This is a genomic window from Nonomuraea rubra, from assembly GCF_014207985.1.
GTDB classification, from domain to species: Bacteria; Actinomycetota; Actinomycetes; order Streptosporangiales; family Streptosporangiaceae; genus Nonomuraea; species Nonomuraea rubra.
This window is the reverse complement of sequence record NZ_JACHMI010000001.1, coordinates 214,357-236,491: the sequence shown is the minus strand read 5'-3', so window position 1 is coordinate 236,491 and position 22,135 is coordinate 214,357. Positions and strand designations below refer to the sequence as shown.

The following is a 22,135-nucleotide window of genomic DNA, read 5'->3' as shown; positions in this document are numbered from 1 at the left end:
CGGGTCAGGGCTTGCGGGCCACGCCGCCCGCGATACAGTTGCCCGCCAGGTCGAGAGGCAGCTTGACCGGCTCGTCAGGGCGCCACTCCGGCAGGTGCACCACGCCCGGCTCGACCAGCTCCAGCCCGTCGAAGAAGCGGGTGATCTCCTTCAGGTCGCGGGCCCTGCCGGTGCCCAGCATCGACAGCAGGACCCCTTCCAGCGCGCGCACCTCGGGGGCGCACGAGCAGAAGTGGGTGAGCTGCAGGTAGCTGCCGGAGGCCAGGCGGGACTTGTAGACGTCCACCAGCTCCGCCGGGCCCTCGTCGTCGCCGAGGTGGTGCACCACGGCCACCAGCAGCAGGCCGATCGGGCGGGAGAAGTCCAGGAAACCCTCCACCTTCGGGTGGTGGAAGATCGCCTCGGGCTCGCGCAGGTCCGCGGTGATGACCCGGGTGTTGTCGTTGGTCTGCAGCAGGGCCCGGGCGTGGGCCAGCACGATGGGGTCGTTGTCGACGTAGACGACGCGGGCGTCCGGGTTGACGCGCTGGGCGACGGAGTGGGTGTTGTCCATCGTGGGCAGGCCGGAGCCGACATCGAGGAACTGGTCGATGCCCTGCTCCGTCATGTACTTCACGCCTCTGAACAACATCGCGCGGTTGTTCCGCGCGCCACCGCCGCCGTCGGGGAAGTGCTTCATGCCCTCCATCGCGATGGCCCGGTCGACCGCGAAGTTGTCCTTGCCGCCGAGGAACGCGTCGTAGACGCGGGCGATGCTGGGCTTGCTGGTGTCGATCTCCGGGGGCAGGTAGTCCGGGTCCTGATGGGTCCAGATCCGCTCGGGGGACGCCTCGCTCATGGTCACCTTCCGCCGTGGCCCAGTGATCGACATCGATGCGTGCCGCGAGCATAGCGGGCATGTCGCTCATGCCACAGCTTCACGTGAAACTTTCATCAGGCGCCCGGTAGGCGCTGGGAGGATGGCCGGTCCAGCGGCGGAAGGCCCGGCGGAACGCGCTCGCCTCCGAGAAGCCCAGCCTCCTCGCCAGCTCCTCGACGGATTCGTCGCCGCGGCGCAGGCTCGCGATGGCGGCGTCCCGCAGGAGGTCCTCCTTGATCTGGCCGATCGACGTGTGCTCCGCGCGCAGCAGCCTGCGCAGGTGCTGCGTGCTCACGTTGAGCCGGGCGGAGAGCTCGCCGGGCGCGGGCCAGTGGCCGCGCAGGCCGTGCTCCAGGATCCCGCGTACGCGGTCGGCGGTGGACGAGCCGTAGTCCCGCGTGGCCAGCCAGACGTGCGGCTGGTCCCCGAGGAAGTCGGCGAGGTCCTCCTCGTCCCTGATCACGGGCGCGGTCAGCAGGTCGCGGTCGAACGACAGGGCGAGCCGATCGGCGCCGAACACCGGGTGCCGGCCGAAGACGGTCTCGTAGTCGGCCGCGTACGGCGGCGCCGGCCAGGGCAGGCGCAGCTCGCGCAGGCCGACGCGCCGACCGGTGAGCCAGCTCGCCACCCGGTGAACCAGCGCGGCCAGCAGCTCGGCGGCCAGGTGATCGGGGTCGTCCAGCTCGCCGACGTCGAGCTCGATCCCGGCCCGTTCCCCGTCCGCCGACACCCGCAGCCGCGGCATGCCCGGCAGGGCCTGGCCGGCCTCCGCCAGCCGCCGCAGCGCCGCCTCCAGGTCGGGCACGTGGATCACCGAGCGCATCACCAGCCGGAACGTGCCCAGCGGCACGGGCGGCCCCAGGCCGAACAGCTCGTCCCCCGTCAGGATCCACAACTCCTGGGTCAGCTCCGCGACCTGGGTGAGCGTCACGTCCTCGCACCGGGTCGCCTCGGCCGGGATGCCGGTGCGGCGCAACAGCGACGCCACGTCGAGGCCCTGCCGCTCGCCGACGCGCACCAGCCGCCGGACCACGTCGCCCGGCTGCGTCGAGCTGTTCACCGGGTCAATGTACGTGATGCGCGGATCGGTCATGATTTCCGCTCGGGACGGTGCTGGGGCCGGCAGGGGTGCGGTTCCTAGCGTTTCGGCCATGACATCCTCCCCTGCGAAGGCGGCCGCCCGCCGCCGGTATCTCTGGCTCGGCCTCGGCCTGGTCCTGCAGTTGTTCGCCGTCGGCGGCCGGTGGGACCTGCCGCTGGCCGCGTGGCTCTTCCAGATCTTCCTGCTGAGGTTCCTGCGGACCGGGCGGCCATGGCCGGGGCTCGTGCCGGTGTGGCTGGTCGGCGTGGCGGGCGGGCTGTTCTGGGCCGTGCAGCTCGCCGTGCCGATCACCCCGTTGGTGCTGGTGGGAGTGGTCGTGCTCGGCTCGGCCGCGCTGGTGCCCTTCGTGGTGGACCGGCTGCTGTGCGGCAGGCTGGGACCGGTCGGCAGGTTGCTCGCCTTCCCGGCCGCGCTGACCGCCGTGGCGTACCTGATGGGCAGTTTCAACCCCTTCGGCACCGCGTACGGGCTGCTGGCGGTCACCCAGCACGACGACCTGGCCCTTCTTCAGGCGATCTCCGTCGCCGGGCCCTACGCGATCGCCTTCCTCATCGGCGCCGTCGCGACCGCCGCCAACCACGTGTGGGAGCACGGCGGATCCCGGCCAGCCGTCGTGGTGGCCGCCGTGCTGGCGGCGGTGATCGTGGGCGGCCAGGCGCGGCTGGCCTTCGCCCACGCCGCGAGCTCGCCCACCGTACGCGTCGCGGGCCTCAACCCGAGCGCGGCCGCCCTCGGCGAGGCCAGGCGGATGCTCGGCACCGAGCCCACCGACCTGCGGGCCGTCTCCCGGATCGAGGCGGGCACGGTCCGCGCGGCCTCCGCCGTGATCACCAGGCAGCTCTTCGACGACACCCGCAGGGCCGCGCAGTCCGGCGCGAAGATCGTCTTCTGGTCGGAGAACGCCGCCAGGATCCGCGCGGAGGACGAGCCGTCGTTCCTCGCCGAGGCCGCCGCGCTCGCCCGCGAGCAGGGCATCTACCTCAACCTCGCGGCGAACGTCTACCTGCCCGCCGCCCCCTACGGCCGCGACCAGACGGTGCTGCTCGGCCCCGATGGAAAGGTGCTGTGGACCTACCAGAAGCACCACCCCATCCCCGGGCTGGAGAACTACACGCCAGGCCGGGGCCCCGTGCCCGTCGTGGACACCCCGTACGGCCGCCTGTCCAACGTCATCTGCTACGACGCGGACTTCCCCGCCACGATGCGCGTCGACGCCGACATCATGCTCGTTCCCGGCGGCGACTGGCCGGAGATGGGCCGCATCCACACGAAGATGGCGAGCCTGCGCGCGATCGAGAACGGCTACGCCCTGGTCCGGCAGGACTACAACGGCTCCTCGCAGGCCTTCGACCACCAGGGGCACGTGCTGTCGCAGCAGGACACCACGCCCGGCGACAACCCGCCGTGGATCGTGGACGTGCCCACGCGGGGCGCGGTGACGCCGTACCGGCTGGCCGGAGACGTCTTCGCCTGGCTGTGCGCGGCGTTCACGCTCGGCGCGATCGGGGCGGGGGTGCGGCGGCGGAGCCGACCGGGCGGCTCCTTGCGTACGGGCTGATCATTCTTCTAAGTTAGGCACCGTAACTTAGGGGGCTCACCCATGAAGACCGGCGGGCGCACGGCCAGCTTCACGCTTCGTGACGTGGTCGAGGCCGGCACCCGCATCGGCCTCGACCAGCTCAGCATGCAGGGCGTCGCCGACGCGCTCGGCGTCACCACGGCCGCGCTCTACCGCCACGTGGCCGGCCGGTCGGCGCTGGAGCGGCTGGTCGGCGAGGCCATCCTGGGCGAGCTGACGCTGGTCGACGACCCCGCCGAGCCGGCGGCCGCCCACCTCGTCAGCTTCGCCATGCAGTTGCGGCGCTTCACGCTCGACCATCCGGGGACGGGCCGGTACATGCAGCGGCTGTTCCCGCGCGGGCCGTCCGGCCTGCGGCTCCTGGAGCACCAGATCATCGCGCTGGGCCGGCGCGGCTACGACCCGCCCGCCGCCGTCGCGCTCTCCTCCGCCATCGCCACCATGGCCATCGGCGCCACCGTGGCCGAGCAGGAGCGGGCCGCCCTCCTCGGCACCCCGGAGGCCGAGGAGACGCTGGCGGTGATCGCCGGCTCCGAGCTGATGCGGCAGGCCGGCGCCGGCATCCCCGCGCACACCCCGGAGGACTACTTCGTGTTCATGCTCACCGCCGCAGCCGAGGGGCTGGTCACCCAGGTCCCGCCGGGCCGGCCGGTCCCCGCCCCGGGGACCTCGTGCTGAACGCCGCCGAGCACGACGCCGAGGAGATCCCGTGCCCCAGCCGATGAGCCTGCTCCCGGAGGATCCCGCCGAGGTCGGGCCGTACCTGCTGGAAGGCCGCGTCGGGGCCGGCGGGCAGGGCGTCGTGTACACGGGCCGCGGCCCGGCAGGCGCGCTCGTCGCGGTCAAACTGCTGCACTCGCATCTCATCGCCGACGAGGCGGCCAGGACCCGGTTCCTGCGGGAGGTGCGGACGGCCAAGCGGGTGGCGCCGTTCTGCACGGCGCAGCTGCTCGACTCCGGGTTCGTGGGGGCTCGGCCGTACATCGTCAGCGAGTACGTGGACGGGCCCTCGCTGCAGGACTCGGTCAGGGAGAGCGGGCCGCGCGGCGCGGCGGCGCTGCAGCGGCTGGCGATCAACACCGCGACGGCGCTGGCCGCGATCCACGCGGCCGGGGTGGTGCACAGGGACTTCAAGCCCGGCAACGTGCTGCTGGGGCCCGACGGGCCCGTGGTGATCGACTTCGGCATCGCCAAGGCGCTGGACCTGAGCCAGTCGGTCGCCAGCAGCCAGCCCATCGGGAGCCCCGCGTACATGGCCCCCGAGCAGATCGCGGACGAGGACGTGGGGCCCGCCGCCGACCTGTTCGCGTGGGCCGCGACCATGTACTACGCGGCCACCGGCGGGCGGGCCTTCCCCGGCGACTCCATCCCGGCGACCCTGCATTCGGTGCTGAACAGCGAGCCGGATCTCGGTGGGGTGGAGGTGGGGCTGCGGCGGCTGCTGGAGGAGTGCCTGGCCAAGGACCAGGCGCGACGGCCCACCGCCGCCCAGGTGGTCGACCGCCTGCGCACCCTGCCGCCGCCGACCTGGCAGGTCGTCGCGGCCGGAGATCTGCCGGGCGAGCACGCCGCCCCTGGCTCCACCGGCCACGCCGCCGGCTCGGCCGGAAGCGTGCTGAGCGAGCCCGTTCCCACCCAGGAGACCCTTACGGGGGATCGCGCTCGGCGCCGCATGCTCGCCGTCGCCTCGGCGAGCGCGGCGCTGATCGTCACCGCCGGGGTGGGCATCGGCGTGTACGCCCTGGCACCCGCCACCGCCCAGCGGCAGGAGGCGCAGGCCGCACCGTCGCCCACCTCGGTCCCGCCCTCGGCTTCCGCGTCCACGCCATCGCCGGCGCCCACCTCGTACGAGCTGCTCGCCACCCCGGCGCCCGGCAAGGAGACCGGCCCCGCTCCCGCGTCCCCCGCGAAGACGCCCCGCAAGTCGCAGACCCCGGCCCGAGACCAGGACGCGATGCCGGGCAGCAGCCCCACCACCTCGACCAAGAAGCCCAGGTCGACGCCCACCGCCAGCAGGTCGCCCGCCGGCAAGGCCACCAGCAGCCGGCAGCCCTCCCCCAAGCCGTCACTCCAGCCCTCCACCGGCACGGTCACGTGGAACGACGCCAGCGCCTACTGCAAGTCGCAGGGGCAGACGGTGACGTTCGGCGCCGGGTGGTCGGGCATGAAGTGCTCGGACAGCGGGGCGGCGGTCACGGTGTCGGCGTTGTGCGCGTGGAAGTACCCCGCCTACGGGCAGGCCGTGGGCGTGGAGCCGGAGAACCCGTTCATGCCGTCGGCCACCTGCAACCTGTCCTGACTGTCTGGCACACCGAGTCCACTAGGCCCGTTTAGTCCGGTTCTGGTGCGGTAGGGGCCGCTCGTTGGCGGAACGTGAACGAGGCGGTCACATCCGAGCGACCGCCCGGCGCCACACGCAGGAGGTGACGATCATCCTCGCGGCATTGGCCATCCCGGTGGCGGCTCTGATCGGTCTGATGCTCATGCAACTGCTGGAGGACGTGCTCCTCCCCGCTCCCACCGACTCCCGAAAACCCGACGCCACCGAACCCGAACCCACTCCGGCGGATCTTGCTGCCCCCGCGCCCGTCGCGGCGCCCCCGACACTGGTCCACGCGGTGCCCGCGCCCCCACGCCCCTACGCTTCAGGACGCGGGCGCCCCGCCGGGCGCAGGTCGCCGAGTTGTACGCGGGTCGCCGCGAGCGGGACGAGCCCGTGGTGCTCCGCGCCCCGGACGCGCCACCAGGTGACGCGCTCGGCCTGAGCGGGGTCGCGAAGTGGGGCGCCGCGTCAGGTGACGCGGTCGGCCTGAGCGGGGTCGCATAGCGGGGCGAGGGCCGCGTCGAGGGCGTCGCGATGCAGCCGGTCCAGGCCGGTACGCGCTTCGACGGCGAGCCGCGCCGCGGCCAGCCCGGACCAGCAGCGGCCGTCGGATGCGCGTACCGGCTCGGTCTCCCCGAGCAGGCGCAGCAGCGGGGGCGTGAGCCGGTCGAGTCGTGGGCGCACCTCGCCCGCCAGGTCGGGATGCCGCCGGGGGCGCAGCTCCGGATGCGCCCGCCAGCGCGCGTGCAGCCCGCGCTGCACCATCTTGCCCGCCTCGATCTGCGCCCTGAAGAAGCGCACCCCGGCCTCCGGCGCCGTCCCGGAACGGGCCGCGAGGGCGGCGACGGCGTCGAGCAGGCGCCGCTCGCGTACGGGATCGGCGATCGGGCGGCCGTCGGCGAGCTTGGCCGCCGCCACCTCATCGGCCAGCGACAACCGCCGCACGATCAGATCCACCAGCGCCAGCAGCCCCGCCCGGTCACCGGAATCCGGCACGACGACACCCGTGGCGGCGTCGTCGGCGCCGGCGGCGGTGGGGCCGAGCAGCACCATGGACATCAGGGCCAGTGACGCGGACCTCACCACAAGGGTCATGATTTCCCACCCCCAGCACGACTACTGTGAGTAATATATATGTCACAGTAAGCCAGGGGCGGGTCATGCAGGTTCACTTCGTCGGCACCGGATCCATCTTCCATGACCGCCTCAGCGCCTCGGCACTGCTCGACGACAAGCTCCTCATCGACACCCCGAACGGATCCGTCAAGGCGATGCGCCGCGAGCGGATCGACCCGGCCACGGTCGACCTCTGCCTCATCACCCATTTCCACGCCGACCACTTCTTCGACATCATCTTCCTGCTCATGGAGCAGGGCCTGCTGCGCAAGCGGGACCGCGAGCTGATCCTCATCGGCCCGACCGGTTTCGCCGAGCGCGTGGCCCACCTGTTCGAGATCAGCTATCCGGGCACCTGGGAGAAGATCCAGCCCAACCTCCAGCCGCGTTTCGTCGAGTTCGGCCACGAGGGCGGGGAGTGGTCCGGCGAGGGTTACCGCATCCGGGCCCTGCCCGTCGAGCACACCACCCCGATCGCGCTCGGTTACTCCATCACCGACACCGCCGGCACCGTCTTCGGCTACACCGGCGACACCGTCCTGTGCCCCTCGGTCGAGCAGCTCGCGGACACGAGCTCCGCCCTCGCACTGGACACCTCGTTCCTCAGCTCGAAGGTCGGCCACATGGGCCTGGACGACGTGGAGCGGCTCGCCGACGACCATCCCGGGCTCACGCTCTTCCCCACGCACCTGGGTGAGGAGGTCACGGGCTCCGACCGGCCGAACATCGTCTTTCCCGAGGACGGGCAGACGTTCGAGCTGGGCTCCGACGGCACGGTCACGCCGGTGGCGGCCGCGGTGTCCGCGTTGAGGTCCCGTTGAGATGCGAGACGGCGGCCCGCCCGCCCGGGCGAAGGCCGCCGCCTTACCGAGTGCGACCGGCTAGATCGACATGGCCGAGCCGCCGGACAGCTGCGACAGGTTCGCCCTCAGGCGCTCTGCCCGGTCGCGGATGTCCTGCGGCACGTCCTGGCGGTCGACGGCCTGCTGGAGAAAGTCGTTGATCGAGCTCACGACATTCTGGACGCCATCGTTCTGAGCCATTTTTGCCCCCACCTCTCGACTACTTACCGTTATGCACCATAACCCGAGAGTGGGCGATTCCAGGGAACGACGCGCGGTCAATAGGGGATGTGTATTATCCCGGTTGTGCAGATGGGTGAAGGAGTCGAGTGGGGATTGCACTGCTGCGTGACCCTGGGCTGGCTCAAGGACGAAGGGCCGGTGTCGATCCGCAGGCTGGCCGCCTGGTTCGACCTCCCGCAGGAGTACCTGAAGAAGCGGCTCCAGGCCCTGACCAGGGCCGGGATCCTCGCCTCCACCCCTGGCGCCAGGGGCGGCTTCTCACTGGCCAAGCCACCTGAGCACATCACGATGATGGACGTGGTGACCGCGCTGGAGGGGCCCGCGGAGGCGTTCCGCTGCGTCGAGATCCGGCAGCGCGGCGCCGGTGCGGAGGGCGGGCAGTTCCGCCGCCCCTGCGGCATCTCCACGGCGATGCGGCGGGCGGAGCTGGCCTGGCGGCGGGAGCTGGCCGGGCAGACGATCGCCGACCTCATGGCGGGCGCGGCCCCCTCGGGTGAGCGCACCAGGCGCAACTACGCCCGCCTGCGCGGCTGATCGATTCCCCCATCCCCCACCGCTCGCCGGTCTTCTCAGGACAGGAATGAGGATGTCAGGTATCCCGGTTAGAACGCTCGTGCTGGGGCTCGGCACGTTCGCCGTCGGCACCGACGCGTACGTGGTGGCCGGGTTCCTGCCGGCGATGGCCCGGTCGCTGGAGGTCTCCGAGAGCACCGCAGGGCAGTCGGCCACCGTGTTCGCCGTCGCGTACGCGGTGCTCTCGCCCGTGCTGGCCACGTTCACCGCGCGGGTGCCGCGCCGGGCCCTGCTGACCACCGCGCTCGTCGTGCTCGCGCTGGCCAACCTCGGATCCGCGCTGGCACCCAGCTACCCGGTGCTGATGGTCACCCGGGTGCTGGCCGCCGCCGGGGCCGCCGCGTTCACCCCGAACGCCGGGGCCGTCGCCGCGTCCATGGCCGCGCCGGGGCAGCGGGCCCGCGCGCTGGCCGTGGTGGTCGGCGGGCTGACCGTGGCCACCGCGCTCGGCGTGCCGCTGGGCAACCTGGCCGACAGAACCCTGAACTGGCGGGTCGCGCTCGGGCTGGTCGCCGCACTCTGCGCGCTCTGCGCCGCCGGCGTGATCGCCGTCCTGCCCGGCCTTCCGGGCGGCCCGAGCGTCCCCCTGCGCACCCGGCTCGGCACCCTGCGCCGCCCGGGAGTCGTCGCGGTGCTGCCGCTGACCACGCTCGGCATGATGGCCAGTTACGGCCTGTACGCCTACGCCGTCCCGCTCCTGCACGCGCTGGGCGCCACGCCGGAGTCCGAGATGTGGCTGCTGTTCCTCTACGGTGCGGGCGCCTTCGCCAGCAACCTGGTCGCGGGCAGCGCCGCCGACCGGTACGGGCCGGTCCGGGTGCTGTCCGCCGGGTACGCGGCACTCGCCCTCACCCTTGGCGCCTTCGCCTGGGCCACCGGCATGGGGCCACACGCGCTGCCGGTGGCCGCGCTGCTCATGGCGGCCTGGGGCGCGAGCACCTGGTTCCAGACGCCGGCGCAGCAGTTGCGGCTGATCTCGGCCGCGCCCCAGGAGACGGCCGTGGTCGTGGGGCTGAACGGCTCCGCGCTCTACCTCGGCATCGCCCTGGGGACGGCGCTCGGCGGGCTGCTGCTGCCCGTGGGGGCGCCGGTCGCGCTGGGCGTGAGCGCGGCGCTGGCCGCCGGATGCCTGCTCTATCTGGCCGCCACCCGCCGATCGGCGGAAACTGGACAACTTTCGGCCTGCGAAATGGGCAAGAACCGCCTCTAACCTGCCCCCCATGCGCACTATCGGGCTGATCGGCGGACTGAGCTGGGAATCAACGATCATCTACTACCAGATCATCAACCAGCGGGTACGCGAACGGCTCGGCGGCAGCCACTCCGCCAACAGCCTGATCTGGTCAGTCGACTACACCACCGTCGAGGACCTCATCTTCGCCGACCGCTGGGACGAGGTGGGGACGATGCTGGCCGACGCGGGCGGCAAGCTGGAGCGCATGGGCGCCGAGCTGCTGCTCATCTGCAGCAACACCTTCAACCGGGTGTCCGACGAGGTGGCGCGCGGCACCGGCGTGCCCGTGCTGCACATCGCCGACGCCGTGGGCGCGGAGGTCGTCTCCAGGGGGTGGCGCAAGGTCGGGCTGCTGGGCACCCGGTTCACGATGGAGGAGCCGTTCATCAGGGACCGGCTGGCCGCGTACGGCTTCGAGGTGGTCGTGCCCGGGCGCGAACGGCGCGAGCTGGTGCACCGGGTGATCTTCGAGGAGCTGGTGCGCGGGCTGCTCCGGCCGTCCTCGAAGGAGGCGTACGTGGAGATCGTCGCCGAGCTGGCGGCCGAGGGGGCCGAAGGGGTGATACTCGGCTGCACCGAGATCGAGCTGCTGATCAGCGACAAGGACACGGTGGTCCCGGTGCTGCCGAGCGCCCGGCTGCACGCGGAGGCCGCAGCCGGGTTCGCCCTCGGGGAGTCGTAGGTCAGCGCAGGGCGCGGGCGCAGGCACCCAGCCCGTACTCGCTGGACGCCTTGACGAACACCACGTCCCCGGGCTCGATCAGCTCCTTGAGCAGGGTGATCGCTTCCGTCACGTCCTCGCTCCGGTGGACGGCGGTGCCCAGGCCGGACAGCTCCGCCTCCCGTGCCATGGCCGGCATGTCCTCGCCTCCCACGGTGATCAGCACGTCGATGCCGAGCTGGGCCACCAGCCGCCCCACCTGGGCGTGCCGGGCTTGCGAGGCGTCGGCCTGCTGCCCCATCCCGCCGAGGACCGCGATCGTGCGGCGGCCACCCGCCATCGCCTTGAACGCGTGCAGCCCGGCCCGCATCGACTCCGGGTTGGCGTTGTAGGCGTCGTCGATGACCGTGACGCCGTCGGGCCGTTCGGTGATCTCGAAGCGGCCCGGCGAGCGGCGCGTGGCCGCGCTCAGCCCGGCGGCGATCCGGTCGGCGGGCAGCCCGAGCGTGACGGCCACCGCGGCGGCGCCCAGCGCGTTGGCCACCTGGTGCGCGCCGACCAGGCCGAGCTCCACCCTGGCCCGGCCCGAGGGCATGATCAGGTCGAACGCGGCCCTGCCCGCCCCGTCCAGCGTCACCTTCTCGGCCCGTACGGCGGCGCCCGGCGACCGTCCGTACAGCACGACCCTGGCCCTGGTGCGCGGCACCATGCCCGCCACGTACGGGTCGTCGGCGTTGAGCAGCGCGTACCCGTCCGGCTGGAGTGCCTCGACCAGCTCGCCCTTCGCCTCGGCCACGTCCGCCAGCCCGCCGCCCATGCGCGAGACGTGCGCGGCGCCGACGTTGAGCACCAGGCTCAGGTCCGGCGGCGCGATCCCGGTCAGGTACGTCAGGTCGCCCTTCCTGCCCGCGCCCATCTCCAGCACCAGGTACCGGGTGCCGGCGTCGGCGCGCAGCACGGTGAGCGGCAGCCCGAGCTCGTTGTTGAACGAGCGGTCGGTGGCGACCGTCGGCCCGTGCGGTTCGAGCACCTGGGCGAGCAGGTCCTTGGTGGTGGTCTTGCCCACGGAACCGGTCAGGGCGATCACGGTCGGGTCGAGCCGGCCGAGCACGTGCCGGGCGAGCACGCCGAGCGCCGACTGCACGTCCTCCACCACGATCGCGGGCACCCCGACGGGGCGGGCGGCCAGCACGGCGACCGCACCTGCTGCCACGGCCGTGCCCGCGTAGTCGTGGCCGTCCACGCGGGCGCCGGGGGTGGCGGCGAACAGGCCGCCGGGCACCACCTCGCGCGAGTCGACGGCCGACGGCGCCGTCACCAGCGCGTCCGGGTCCGGCACGTCGTGCAGGCCGGCGCCCAGCACCTGGGCGATCTCGGCCAGCGTCATCGGGATCATGAGGAGCTCCTGGCGAGCGCCAGGTCGATGAGGCGGCCAAGCAGGTCCGGATACGGGACCCCGCTGGCCTCCCAGGCCCTGGCGTAGACGGATCGAGGAGTGAAGCCGGGCATGGTGTTGATCTCCAGCACGTACAGGCTGCCGGTCCCCTCCTCGTAGAGGAAGTCCACCCTGGACAGCCCGTACCCGCCGACCGCGCGGAAGGCGCGCAGGGACAGCTCGCGCACCTCCTCGGACACCCGGGCGGGCAGCGAGGCGGGAATAGTGGCGATCTCCGAGTGGCTGAGATATTTGGCCTCGTAGTCGAGCCAGTCGCCGTGGACGTGGAGCTCACCGGTCACCGAGGCCTCGGGGGTGTCATGGTCGCCGAGCACGCCGCAGATCAGCTCGCGTGCCTGGACGCCCTGCTCGACGACGACCACCCGGTCATAGGTGAAGGCCAGCTCGACCCCGGCCCGCAGCTCCTCCATGGAGGTGACGCGGGAGATGCCGATGGATGAGCCCATGTTCGCCGGTTTGACGTACATCGGCCAGGCGAGCGGCTTCACCAGGCTCCACGGGTCGGTCGTGGTCCGCCAGTCGTGCTCGGTGAACCAGACGTGCGGCGTGACCGGGATGTCCTCCGCGAGGAACGCGCGCCGCATGGCGCTCTTGTCCATCGCCACGGCCGAGGCCAGGACGCCGCAGCCCACGTACGGCAGGCCCAGCGTCTCCAGGTGGCCCTGGATGACGCCGTCCTCGCCGTACGGGCCGTGCATGACGGGGAAGACCACGTCCGCGACGCCGCGGCGCAGGTCCAAAGGCCATCTGCCGTGCCGGTCGATGATGACCGGGATCGCGTCGTACCGGTCCTTCGGCAGCGTGTCGAGCACCGCCTGCGCCGACTGCAGCGAGACCTCGTGCTCGGGAGACGGCCCGCCCGCCAGCACGGCGACGCGCAGGCGTTCACTCATGGTCGATCAGCCTTCCTCACCTGTAGCCAACCCGGTGATTCTGGGTGGTCCGGCTGATCGCTTCCCAGGCCATTCGTTGTCCATTTTCTGCCCGAGGGTTTGAAGGAGTCCAAGAATGCGTGCTGTCTGGTTGAGGGAGTTCGGCGGGCCCGAGGTGCTGCGGATCGAGCAGACGCCGGATCCCGTGCCAGGTGCGGGACAGGTGCTGATCGAGACGGCGGCGATCGGGATCACGTACGTGGAGACGCAGGTGCGGTCGGGCTCGGCGCCCATGCGGCTGCCCGCGCTGCCGTTCGTGCCCGGCAACGGCGTGGCCGGGACCGTCGTGGCGGCGGGGCCCGGCGTGAACGCCGAGCTGGTCGGGCGGCGGGTGGCCGGCACCACCGGCGGCTCGGGCGGCTACGCGGAGAAGGTGGTGGTCGACGCGGGCCTGCTGATCCCGATCCCGGACGGGCTCGGCTTCCGCGACGCGGCCGGCCTGCTGAACGACGGCCGCACCGCGCTGGGCATCACGCGGGCGCTCGCCCAGCGGCCGGCGAGTGGGTGCTGATCGGGGCCGCCGCCAGCGGCGTCAGCAGCCTGCTGATCCAGCTCGCCGGGCAGGCGGGCGCGCGGGTGATCGCCGCCGCCAGCTCCGGGCCCAAGCTGGACCTCGCGCTGAGCCGGGGCGCCGAGGTGGGCGTGAACTACACCGAGCCGTACTGGACCGAGCGGGTACGCGAGGCGACCGGTGGTGCGGGTGTGGACGTGGCCGCCGATCCCGCGGGCGGTGCCATCGGGCGGGCGGCGTTCGAGCTGGTCAGGCGGGGCGGGCGGTTCATGGCCTTCGGGGCGGGGAGCGGGTCGATGACGTCGGTCCCCGAGGAGGAGGCGGCCGGGCGGGGCGTCACCGTGGTGCCGATGGGCGCGGCCTTCCCGTCGCCGGAGGCCACGTACGAGCTGTCGGTGCAGGCGCTGGCCGAGGGCGCGGCCGGGCGGCTGCGGCCGGTGATCGGGCAGACGTTCCCGCTGGAGCGGGCCGCCGACGCGCACGCGGCGGTCGCCAAGCGGGCCACGCTCGGCAAGACGCTGCTGATCCCTTGAGTCTCCCGGCCTGAGCGGGCGTGGGCCCGCTCAGGCCGGTCGTTCGGCGCTCGGCCGGCGTGAGCCGCTCAAGCCGGTCGTTCGGCGCTCGGCCGGCGTGAGCCGCTCAAGCCGGTCGTTCGATGCTCGGCCCGCGCCCGCCCGCCGGTCGTTCGGCCCTCGGCCCGCGCCCGGCTGCCGGTACCGGCTCGATGAGCTCCTCCATCGTGCAGTCGAGGATGTCCAGCAGGGCCATCAGCACGCTCAGGTTGAGCCGTACCGGCCGCTCGGCGACCAGCCGGTAGACCTGGCTCTGCGACAGCCGGAGCCCCCGCTCCGCGAGCAGGGGCCGCAGGTCCGTGGTGGCGTACAGGCCGCGGACGGCCATCACCTTCCGCAGGTGCCAGCGGTAGTCCAAGCTCACATCGGTTCCTTGTCTCGGCTCGGGCGGGCCCGGCTTCCCGGCCGTGGCGGGGAAGCGGATCTGCCGGAGCGTGGCACGACGGGGTGGCCAGAGTCATGACCGTTTCCTGCCCGGTCGTTGTCCATGTGGCGGGCGTTTGCCGATCTCGGATCCCGGGCATCCCGTGCCGCCGAGCCCTCAGCCACCGCTGCGCTCGCATCTCGCCATCAGGAGCAGATCAGCGTGGGAAACAACGCCCGGTGCGAGCTCGAACGGCCGGCCGGCCTCGACGCGGGCGGCCTGCTGGAGTCGGGGTGGCGGCGCACGGCATGCGGGACGTCGACATCGTCCTGCACCGCGGCCAGCCGCTGCCCGCGGGCGTCGACCGCACCCGCTACGCGGTGAACCGGCTGCGGGCCGAGCGCGGCGGCGGAGTCACGGCGACCGTCCGGGTGCAGACCAACGGGGTGCTGCTCACCGGGGCCTTTCTGCGGCTGTTCGCCGAGCTCGACGTCCGGGTAGGCCGCTGCACGGGTCACCATGCTGCACGTGCTGCGCGACTCGTTCGACACGGCACTCTTGCTGCCGTCGGTGGCGGCTCGGCAGAGCGGCGAGCAGGCGCTGCCGGCCCGCTGCTCCTCGTGCGCGATCGCCCGCGTCTGCGGCGGCGGCCTCTACCCGCACCGGTACCGCTCCGGCGCGGGCTTCCGCAACCCCTCCGACTACTGCCGCGACCCGTACCGGCTGATCACGCACATCCGGCGGCACGTGGCCGACGACGTGGCGCTCCTGACCGCCGCTCCCCGCTGACCGGCCGGATCGGCGGGAGAGGCTAGATCGGCGGCGGGTCGAAGTCGAGGTCGAGGTGGCGTCCTTCGGCCGCCACCAGCGCGTCGGGGTGCTCGTGCCCGAGCGTCTCCCCGTAGCGCCGCATCGTCTCCTCGAACAGCCGCTTGGCCTCGTCGCCCCGGCCGGCGGCGGACAGGTCGGCGGCCAGGTTGGCGGCGGCGGCGAGCGAGGCTGGATGTTGCTCTCCCAGGAGCCGGCGCAGCCGCTGCAGCGACTCCTCGCCCAACCGGCAGGCCTGCTCGTGCTCGCCCAACGCCGCGAGGTCGCCGGCCAGGTTGACCGCGACGGTGAGCGCGTAGTGGTGGCCGCGCCCCAGCCTCTCCTCCAGCCCCGCCAGCGCCCGCTCGTTCAGCTCGTACGCCCGCGCCGGCTCGCCCCGCACCCGCTCCAGCAGCGCCACGTTGCCGATGCAACCGAAGTGGTACGGGTGCTCGGAGCCGTAGACGCTGACGCAGCGCTCCATGGTGTCCTTGGCGAGCAGGTAGGCGTCCTCCACCAGGCCGTTGGCGCGCAGCGAGTTGGCCAGGCAGACGGCCGCGGCCAGCGTGCCCGGGTGGTTGAGGCCGTAGATGCGCATGTATCGCGCGTGCACGTCCCGTGCCAGCTCCAGGCCCTCCTCCCGCTCGCCTGCCCGGAGCTGGGCGATGGCCAGGTCCCTCTGCACGAGGAGCACGCGCGGGTGGTCGGCGCCGAGATGTTGCCGCCCGTAGCCGAGCGCGTCACTACCCACGTCGCATGCCTCGTGGTAGTCGCCGCACTGCCTGACCGACCGGGCCAGGCCGGCCCACAGGTTGAGGAAGGCGCCCCGGCTCACCTGGCCCCTGTTGGCCAGGGCCGTGCGGTATGCCTCCTCCAGCAGCCTCTGCGAGGCCCGGTAGTCGCTGGTGAGGCCGTAGTCGATCGCCAGGTTGGCGATCGCCCGCAACGTCTGCACGTCGTCGGAGCCGAGCACCGCCCGGTGCCGCTCCACCGAAGCCTTGTCGTGCTCCCTGGCTTCGATGAACCGGCCGCGCCCGCGCAGGTCGGCGCCGATGCCGTTGAGCAGGATCAGGACCTCGCGGTGGTCGGCCCCCATGACCTCGCGCATGGTGGCCAGCGTCGCCGTGTTCAGCTCGTACGCGTCGGTGTAGCGGCCGAACTCGCGCAGCATGTCGCCCTTGACGCGCTGGGCCCGCAGCACGTCGGGGTCATCGGCCCCCGAGTCCCGGGACCACTGGTGCACGAACGTGTCGGCGTACCTGCCGGCGGTGCGATAGTCGCCCCACGACACCAGGGCGCCCAGCATGTCGTGCGCGAACGACCGGACGTCCGGCCGGGTGCTCTTCGCCACCTCCGCCGGGTCCACGTGGGCGAGCAGCGCCTGGTAGCGCGGCCAGTTCACAGGATGGTCGAAGTCAACGGGGGCCGCCTCGACGATGAGAGAGTGCACTTCCGAGCGGATCTCGTCCCGCAGCGGCGCGGGCAGTTCCTCCCTCAGCAGCGCCTGGATCAACCGGTGGACCTGGAGCGTGCGTTCGTCGGGGTCGATGCGCACCAGCGCGTAGCGCGCCAGCGTCGCGATGGCCTTGCTCAGCTGGATGGGATTGGCGAGCAGGTCGGCCACCTCGCGCCGCACCGGGCCCTTGACCGGGCGGAAGGCGTCACGCGGGATGGGCTCAGGGCCGAAGAACGCGCAGGTGCGCAGCAGCTCCATGGCTTGCGGCAGGTGCTCGCGCAGCTTGGTGACCGACAGCCTCCAGGCCGTCGTCATCGACCAGGGGTACTCCGGGGGCTTGCCCTCCTTCAGCAGGCTGGAGGCTTGCTGTTCGAACAGTCGCAGGTACTCCTGCGCCGGCATGCCGGTCTCGACCTGGAGGGCGGCCGCCTGTTCCAGCGCCAGCGGCAGGTCGCCGAGTGCCTCCGCCAGCTTGTCGGACTCCTCGATCGTGACCGAGCTCATGCGCTTGGCGAGGAACTCCATGCTCTCCTTGCGCGGGAAGACGTCCACGGCGATCGTCTCGTAGACGCCGGCCCAGCGGGGGTTGCGCGAGGTGACCAGGACGTCGCCGGGGCCGGGCGGGATGAGCTCGGCGAAGTCCTCCGGCTGGTCGGCGTTGTCGAAGATGAGCAGCCAGCGGGCGTACGGATCACCCCTGCGCAGGGCTTCGAGCACGGCGTTGGCGGCGTCCTCGATGCCGGCCGTGATGGCGTCGGGCACGCCCAGCTGCGGCGCGAGCTGCGCCAGGGTCGCGCGGACCAGACCCGGCTGGTCGGCGGGGACCCACCAGACGACGTCGTAGCTGTCGCGGAAGCGGTAGGCGTACTCGATGGCCAGCTGCGTCTTGCCGCTGCCGCCCAGGCCGTGCAGGGTGTGCGGCACCACCGCCGTGACGTTGTCTCCGATGCCCGTGCGCAGCCTGTTGAGCAGGTCCTCCCGCCCGGTGAAGTTCTTGTTCCGCATGGGAACTTTCCACACCGGCGGAAAATCACGCGGTGATCGATTTGCGGCGAACGGCTCTGAAACCATCACGTGTGCTGCCTCCCGTCCACTCACGTTTTCCTTGGATGGCTTGCGACCGCAGAGGCAAGGAGAAGTAATGATGACGAGCACCATCCTAACCGCCTGGAACGGGCCCGCAGCTGCAGATGCAGCCAAAGGCGGAGCGCGCCGGATCAATGACTCCGCGAAATTCTGATCAATTCAGCGGGGCGAGACCGTTGTCCTTCATTTCGGCGGCCCGAAACGGCCGCGCCGGACAAGTGCTCCGCATCGACGTACGGCACCTTGGGAATGAGGTGCGGAATGAGAGATGATTGCATTTCGGCCCGTGCGATATTTGATTTCGCACCGCGGCGGCGACGCAGCCCGTTCCTCGGCCCGCGGCCGTCCACCGCTCGTGACGAGAGCCTCTTCTTCGGACGGTCCGACGAGATCCGGCTGCTGCGCGGGCTGTGGCGACGCAACCGGCTGACGATCCTCCACGCCGACGCCGCCGCGGGCAAGACGTCCTTGCTGGGCGCGGGGCTCATCCCCGGGCTGCGCGCCGACAACGCCAACGTGCTGCCGCTGGGCCGGGCCACTTCGTGCCAGGTGTGGCCGGTCGCCGCCCTGCCCGGCCACAACCCGTACGTGCTGGCCCTGCTGTCGTCCTGGGCCCCGGAGGAGTCACCCGGGCGGCTGGCGGCGCTGTCGATCGACGAGTTCATCCGTGACAGACAGGACCTCGACCGCGACAGGGAGCGTGCCCTGATCTTCGCCGCCGTCGACCAGGCGGAGGCGTTCCTGCGCCCGAGTGAGCCGGTCGAGGGGCACCGCCGCCGGCTGCTGGACGAGCTCTTCGAGGCGCTGGACCGCCGGCCGAACCTGCGCCTGCTCCTGGCCGTACGCTCCGACTACCTTGACGACCTGCGCCATGAGGTGAAGAACGCCGGCCTGCCCGAATGCGCCGAGTACCACCTCAGGCCCCTGACGCCCGAGGCCGCCGCCGACGTGGTGCGCCGGTCCGCGCAGGCCATGCGGCTGCACTGCCCGCCCGCCGAGGTCGAGGAGCTGCTGGAGGAGTTACGCGCGATCAGGGACGAGAGCGGCCGGGTGGGCCGGCTGACCCAGGCGATCGACCCCCTGCTCCTCCAGGTGGCCGGCGCGCAGCTGTGGCGTGATCCCCCAGGCCACGAGCAGTTCGACTCCGCGCGGCTGCGGGCGGAGGTCGAGCGGGCCCTGACCGACTGGTGCGGCAGGACGCTCGCCGCCGCCGCGGCCGAGCACGAGCTGCCGCCGCACGAGCTGGAGTCCTGGCTGCGGCACACCCTCCTGCACCGCGGCAGGACCGGCACGGCTCCGGCCGCCGCGATCACCGACGCGTTCCTGCACTCGCTGGAGGACCGCCACCTCATCACGGGTGTCCGGCACAGCGCGGGCCCCTGCCTGCGCCGGCAGCGGCTGCTCGCCCCGCTGCGCAGGCTCGACGCCGGACAGTGGCCGTCGCCCCCGCAGGAACCGGCCGCGCTGCTGTGCGCCGCTGTGCGTGCCCATGCCGCCGGCGAGCCGGGCAGGGCCGGGCGGCTGGCCCGCGAGGCCGCCCGCGTCTGCCCGCCGAAGGAGATGCGAGTCCGTGCCGACATCGAGACGTTGCTCGGCAACCTCGGCTACGAGCAGCGGCGGCTGGACGAGGCCGCCGCCCGCCACCTCGCCGCCGCGACGCTGTTCGAGGCACTCAACGACTGCACCTCCGTGGGCTGGGCCCTGGCGGCGATCGGCCGCATCTCACTCGTCCAAGGCAGGCGGGGCAGGGCCATCGAGCACATGATGGCGGCCGTCAGCAGGATCCCGAACGACCCGGTCGTACGGAGCGGGCTCGGCCAGGCGCTCATAGGAGGAGTCGTTGATCAGTGAAACCGCACTGCTCACCCTGATCACCGGCGGCAGCGCCGTGCTGGCCGCGCTGTCCGGCGCCGGCTTGTACGTGATCAGTGAGGGCCCTGGCCAGCCGCCCGGGCCGCACCAGCCTGGGCATGGCGGCCGTCTCGGCCGCGCTGTAGAGCACGACGCAGACGCCCTGCGCGATGCTGACCAAGGGCAGCAGGTACACGGTGCCCGCACCTCCGGCGATCAGGCAGCCCACCATCAGCACGGCCAGCGCGGCGCGGATGACCATGCTGCCGACCATCACGCGGCGCCGGTTGGAGTAGTCGGCCAGCACCCCGGCGGGCAAGTGCAGCAGGATCCGCGGCAGTGTGCCGGCGGCAGCCACCCATCCGGCGAAAACCGGCGAGCCGGTGAGCGTGAGCGCGAGCAGGGGTGCGGTCACCGTGGAGGCCATGTTTCCCAGGTGCGAGGCGGTGGAGCCGGTCCACAGGAGCTGCAGGTCCAGCCGCTCCGCCGCACCGAGGGCATGGCCCGGTTGTGCGCTTTCGATTCTTTCGGTGCTTTTGGCCAACCTCTATCCCTGTTCCCAAGGCGGCGCGCAGGGCACTGCGCGCGGCTGGCGTGCATGGCGTCCAGGCACGCTACCGTGAGCGTCAGCGATACAAGGCCACAACACGCGAGAACGTTTTTCACCGGTGGACGCACCGGCCCAGGGCGTCACCCGCGACGTACGACGGCCCGGAGGAGGTCGGGCCGGTTGGTCATGATGCCGTCCACGCCGAACGAGACGAGCCGGCGGATGAGGGCGGGCCGGTCGGCCGACCAGGTGTAGACGCGCATGCCGCGATCGTGCACCTTCTTCACGTACCGGGCGGTGAGGCCGGCGTGCGGGAGGGTGAGGCCGTCGGCGTACCTGGCCACCTCCGCGAGGCCGCCGGCGGCGGGCTTGCCGAGCAGGGCGATGGGCAGGCCGGGCACCATGTCGCGCAGGAGCCGCATCGACTGCCAGCCGAACGCCTGCACGGTCAGCCGCTCCGGGCTCCAGGACTCGCGCTCCTCCTGCAGCTCGGCGGCCACGCGGCGGTCGATGTCCGGGCTGCGCGGGGAGTGCTTGATCTCCAGCAGCAGCCCGGTGCCGGTGTCGCGCATCGACTCCAGGGCCCGCTTGAGCGTGGGCACGCCCTCGCCGCGGAAGCGCGGGGCGAACCACGAGCCCGCGTCCAGCCGTTCGATCTCCGCGAGCGTGAAGTCGGAGACCCACCACGGTTTGCGCCGGGGGAAGATCTTCTCGACGTTCGTGGTCCGGCTCAGGGTCTCGTCGTGCATCAGCACCAGCTGGTGGTCCTTGGTCTGCTGGACGTCGAACTCGCAGACGTCCGCCCGCTGGGTCCTGGCCACGGCGCAGGCCGCGATGGTGTTCTCGGGCGCGTTCGCCGAGCCGCCGCGGTGGGCGATGTTGTCCACCTGCGGCGGCGCGGCGGTGATGAACGCGGTGATGACGACACCGAGAGAGTGGAACATACTTCCCCCAAGGCCCCATATGTCTCAGTGCGGAGGAAAGTTCCCAGGCGGCCGTTTTCTACCGCGTGTCGGTGGCGTCAGCACGAACTTTTTAACGGCTAGAAGCGGAGCTTGCGCAGGTAGCGGTAGCCCACCTCCGACGTCTGCCTCGGCGTCACGTCCGGGGTGTCGTTCTCGACGATGTACTCCCTGACCCGGTGGGCGTCGAAGACCCGGCGGAAGTCGATCGTGCCGGTGCCCAGGTCGGCCATGTCACCGTCCAGGTGCCGGTCCTTGACGTGGTACTGCAGCACTCGCTGCGGCGCCCGCCTGATGACGTCGATCGCGAACTTCACCGGGTCCCTGGCCCCGCGCCCGACGCCGCCCGTGACCGCCCAGTAGATGTCGATCTCCAGGTGGACCAGGCGCGGGTCGAGCTCGGAGGTGAGCACGTCCCACGGGGTCACCCCGCCGCCGAGGTCGGTGGTGAACTCGTGGGCGTGGTTGTGGTAGCCGTAGCGCAGCCCCGCCTTGCGGGCGGCCAGCGCCTCGACGTTCATCCGCTCGGCCCAGCCCTTCCACTCGTCCAGGCTGTCCGAGGCCAGGTACGGCACGACCATGTAGGTCTGGCCGAGCGTCAGCGCGTTCTCGATCTTCGTCTCCAGCGCGGCGTCGTCGGGGCTGATGCCGTCGTGGCTGGAGCTGGCCTCGATGCCGAGCCCGTCGAGGAAGTCGCGTAACTGCCGCGCCGTACGGCCGAAGTAGCCCAGCGCCAGCTCGACCTTCGGGTATCCGGCCTCGGCGAGGTAGGCGAGGGTGGTGTCGTAGTTCTGGGCCAGGTCGTCGCGGACCGTCCAGAGCTGGATGCTGATCTGGCCGGGAGGGACGCGTTCCCTGCCGCCGTGGTGGTGCGGCGGGGACGCCGCGGCGGCAGGGGACGCGGCGGCCAGGGCGGCGGCGCCCAGCCCGAGGCCCGCCGCGAGCAGGGAACGCCTGCTGGGGCCGTAGCCGTAACACATACGGGTTGTCTCCTTAACTGGTGGCTCGCGCCTTAACTGGTGGGCTCGCGCCTAACTGGTGGGCTTGCGCCTAACT

General features: G+C 72.1%; 23 protein-coding genes. 11 read left to right on the top strand and 12 right to left on the bottom strand.

The window, feature by feature from the left end:
* Positions 1 to 4 precede the first annotated feature (4 nt).
* Both HD593_RS01085 and HD593_RS01080 read right to left on the bottom strand, forming a co-directional pair.
* Complete coding sequence (locus HD593_RS01085; protein ID WP_185100273.1) at positions 5 to 838, bottom strand: SAM-dependent methyltransferase; 834 nt, start codon at positions 836 to 838, stop codon at positions 5 to 7.
* Positions 839 to 917: 79 nt separating this feature from the next.
* The gene (locus HD593_RS01080; protein ID WP_185100272.1) at positions 918 to 1,919 is read right to left on the bottom strand and encodes an AraC family transcriptional regulator; all 1,002 of its coding nucleotides are present in this window, start codon (positions 1,917 to 1,919) and stop codon (positions 918 to 920) included.
* 91 nt (positions 1,920 to 2,010) lie between these two features.
* Here HD593_RS01080 and HD593_RS01075 point away from each other — a divergent pair, with 91 nt between their 5' ends.
* From HD593_RS01075 to HD593_RS60115, 3 genes are read left to right on the top strand one after another with little or no spacing between them, the layout of a single operon-like run.
* The gene (locus HD593_RS01075) at positions 2,011 to 3,519 is read left to right on the top strand and encodes a nitrilase-related carbon-nitrogen hydrolase (RefSeq protein ID WP_185100271.1); all 1,509 of its coding nucleotides are present in this window, start codon (positions 2,011 to 2,013) and stop codon (positions 3,517 to 3,519) included.
* A gap of 42 nt (positions 3,520 to 3,561) precedes the next feature.
* Positions 3,562 to 4,218, top strand: a complete 657-nt coding sequence (locus HD593_RS01070) for a TetR/AcrR family transcriptional regulator (RefSeq protein WP_185100270.1) — start codon at positions 3,562 to 3,564, stop codon at positions 4,216 to 4,218.
* A 31-nt stretch (positions 4,219 to 4,249) separates the two neighbouring features.
* Positions 4,250 to 5,839: a serine/threonine protein kinase gene (locus tag HD593_RS60115; RefSeq protein ID WP_312903302.1), complete on the top strand. Its 1,590-nt coding sequence runs from the start codon at positions 4,250 to 4,252 to the stop codon at positions 5,837 to 5,839.
* Positions 5,840 to 6,331: 492 nt separating this feature from the next.
* On the opposite strand, the gene aroQ is transcribed toward HD593_RS60115, so the two are convergent.
* Entirely contained in the window at positions 6,332 to 6,958 is a 627-nt protein-coding gene (aroQ, locus tag HD593_RS01060; RefSeq protein ID WP_185100269.1) for a gamma subclass chorismate mutase AroQ, read from the bottom strand.
* Between the two features lie 65 nt (positions 6,959 to 7,023).
* Between aroQ and HD593_RS01055 the strand changes: the two genes are divergently transcribed.
* Positions 7,024 to 7,800, top strand: coding sequence for an MBL fold metallo-hydrolase (locus tag HD593_RS01055; RefSeq protein WP_185100268.1), 777 nt, complete (start codon positions 7,024 to 7,026; stop codon positions 7,798 to 7,800).
* 60 nt (positions 7,801 to 7,860) lie between these two features.
* Here the strand turns inward: HD593_RS01055 and HD593_RS01050 are convergent, their stop codons facing one another.
* Complete coding sequence (locus HD593_RS01050) at positions 7,861 to 8,022, bottom strand: hypothetical protein (RefSeq protein WP_185100267.1); 162 nt, start codon at positions 8,020 to 8,022, stop codon at positions 7,861 to 7,863.
* Positions 8,023 to 8,133: 111 nt separating this feature from the next.
* Here HD593_RS01050 and HD593_RS01045 point away from each other — a divergent pair, with 111 nt between their 5' ends.
* The 3 genes from HD593_RS01045 to HD593_RS01035 are packed head-to-tail and all read left to right on the top strand — an operon-like array spanning position 8,134 to position 10,553.
* On the top strand, positions 8,134 to 8,598 hold the full coding sequence (locus HD593_RS01045) for an RrF2 family transcriptional regulator (RefSeq protein WP_246547391.1): 465 nt from the start codon (positions 8,134 to 8,136) through the stop codon (positions 8,596 to 8,598).
* A gap of 52 nt (positions 8,599 to 8,650) precedes the next feature.
* Entirely contained in the window at positions 8,651 to 9,847 is a 1,197-nt protein-coding gene (locus HD593_RS01040) for an MFS transporter (RefSeq protein ID WP_221524562.1), read from the top strand.
* Between the two features lie 10 nt (positions 9,848 to 9,857).
* Complete coding sequence (locus tag HD593_RS01035) at positions 9,858 to 10,553, top strand: aspartate/glutamate racemase family protein (RefSeq protein ID WP_185100264.1); 696 nt, start codon at positions 9,858 to 9,860, stop codon at positions 10,551 to 10,553.
* Position 10,554: 1 nt separating this feature from the next.
* Here the strand turns inward: HD593_RS01035 and HD593_RS01030 are convergent, their stop codons facing one another.
* Both HD593_RS01030 and HD593_RS01025 read right to left on the bottom strand, forming a co-directional pair.
* Positions 10,555 to 11,928: a UDP-N-acetylmuramoyl-tripeptide--D-alanyl-D-alanine ligase gene (locus HD593_RS01030; RefSeq protein WP_185100263.1), complete on the bottom strand. Its 1,374-nt coding sequence runs from the start codon at positions 11,926 to 11,928 to the stop codon at positions 10,555 to 10,557.
* The gene (locus HD593_RS01025; protein WP_185100262.1) at positions 11,925 to 12,881 is read right to left on the bottom strand and encodes a D-alanine--D-alanine ligase family protein; all 957 of its coding nucleotides are present in this window, start codon (positions 12,879 to 12,881) and stop codon (positions 11,925 to 11,927) included. The genes HD593_RS01030 and HD593_RS01025 overlap by 4 nt, the downstream gene beginning before the upstream one ends.
* A gap of 115 nt (positions 12,882 to 12,996) precedes the next feature.
* Between HD593_RS01025 and HD593_RS60965 the strand changes: the two genes are divergently transcribed.
* Both HD593_RS60965 and HD593_RS60960 read left to right on the top strand, forming a co-directional pair.
* A complete protein-coding gene (locus tag HD593_RS60965; RefSeq protein ID WP_246546105.1) occupies positions 12,997 to 13,431 on the top strand; it encodes an alcohol dehydrogenase catalytic domain-containing protein in 435 nt (144 codons plus the stop codon).
* On the top strand, positions 13,425 to 13,964 hold the full coding sequence (locus tag HD593_RS60960; RefSeq protein WP_312903301.1) for a zinc-binding dehydrogenase: 540 nt from the start codon (positions 13,425 to 13,427) through the stop codon (positions 13,962 to 13,964). The genes HD593_RS60965 and HD593_RS60960 overlap by 7 nt, the downstream gene beginning before the upstream one ends.
* 106 nt (positions 13,965 to 14,070) lie before the next feature.
* Here the strand turns inward: HD593_RS60960 and HD593_RS01015 are convergent, their stop codons facing one another.
* Together HD593_RS01015 and HD593_RS01010 are read right to left on the bottom strand one after the other, a co-directional pair.
* A complete protein-coding gene (locus HD593_RS01015; RefSeq protein WP_221524561.1) occupies positions 14,071 to 14,367 on the bottom strand; it encodes a helix-turn-helix domain-containing protein in 297 nt (98 codons plus the stop codon).
* Between the two features lie 206 nt (positions 14,368 to 14,573).
* On the bottom strand, positions 14,574 to 14,888 hold the full coding sequence (locus HD593_RS01010) for a hypothetical protein (protein ID WP_185100261.1): 315 nt from the start codon (positions 14,886 to 14,888) through the stop codon (positions 14,574 to 14,576).
* 7 nt (positions 14,889 to 14,895) lie between these two features.
* Between HD593_RS01010 and HD593_RS01005 the strand changes: the two genes are divergently transcribed.
* On the top strand, positions 14,896 to 15,156 hold the full coding sequence (locus tag HD593_RS01005) for a hypothetical protein (protein WP_185100260.1): 261 nt from the start codon (positions 14,896 to 14,898) through the stop codon (positions 15,154 to 15,156).
* A 22-nt stretch (positions 15,157 to 15,178) separates the two neighbouring features.
* Here the strand turns inward: HD593_RS01005 and fxsT are convergent, their stop codons facing one another.
* Positions 15,179 to 17,635, bottom strand: a complete 2,457-nt coding sequence (gene fxsT, locus HD593_RS01000; RefSeq protein WP_246546101.1) for an FxSxx-COOH system tetratricopeptide repeat protein — start codon at positions 17,633 to 17,635, stop codon at positions 15,179 to 15,181.
* Positions 17,636 to 17,977: 342 nt separating this feature from the next.
* On the opposite strand from fxsT, the gene HD593_RS00995 reads away from it, so the two are divergent.
* Positions 17,978 to 19,567 (top strand): nSTAND1 domain-containing NTPase, encoded by a 1,590-nt coding sequence (locus HD593_RS00995; protein ID WP_185100259.1) that lies wholly within the window; start codon positions 17,978 to 17,980, stop codon positions 19,565 to 19,567.
* Here the strand turns inward: HD593_RS00995 and HD593_RS00990 are convergent.
* From HD593_RS00990 to HD593_RS00980, 3 genes are all read right to left on the bottom strand, one after another.
* Positions 19,542 to 20,111, bottom strand: a complete 570-nt coding sequence (locus HD593_RS00990; RefSeq protein WP_185100258.1) for an MFS transporter — start codon at positions 20,109 to 20,111, stop codon at positions 19,542 to 19,544. The genes HD593_RS00995 and HD593_RS00990 overlap by 26 nt on opposite strands.
* A gap of 146 nt (positions 20,112 to 20,257) precedes the next feature.
* The gene (locus HD593_RS00985; protein ID WP_185100257.1) at positions 20,258 to 21,061 is read right to left on the bottom strand and encodes a glycerophosphodiester phosphodiesterase; all 804 of its coding nucleotides are present in this window, start codon (positions 21,059 to 21,061) and stop codon (positions 20,258 to 20,260) included.
* 98 nt (positions 21,062 to 21,159) lie between these two features.
* Positions 21,160 to 22,059 (bottom strand): sugar phosphate isomerase/epimerase family protein, encoded by a 900-nt coding sequence (locus HD593_RS00980; RefSeq protein WP_185100256.1) that lies wholly within the window; start codon positions 22,057 to 22,059, stop codon positions 21,160 to 21,162.
* Positions 22,060 to 22,135: the final 76 nt, after the last annotated feature.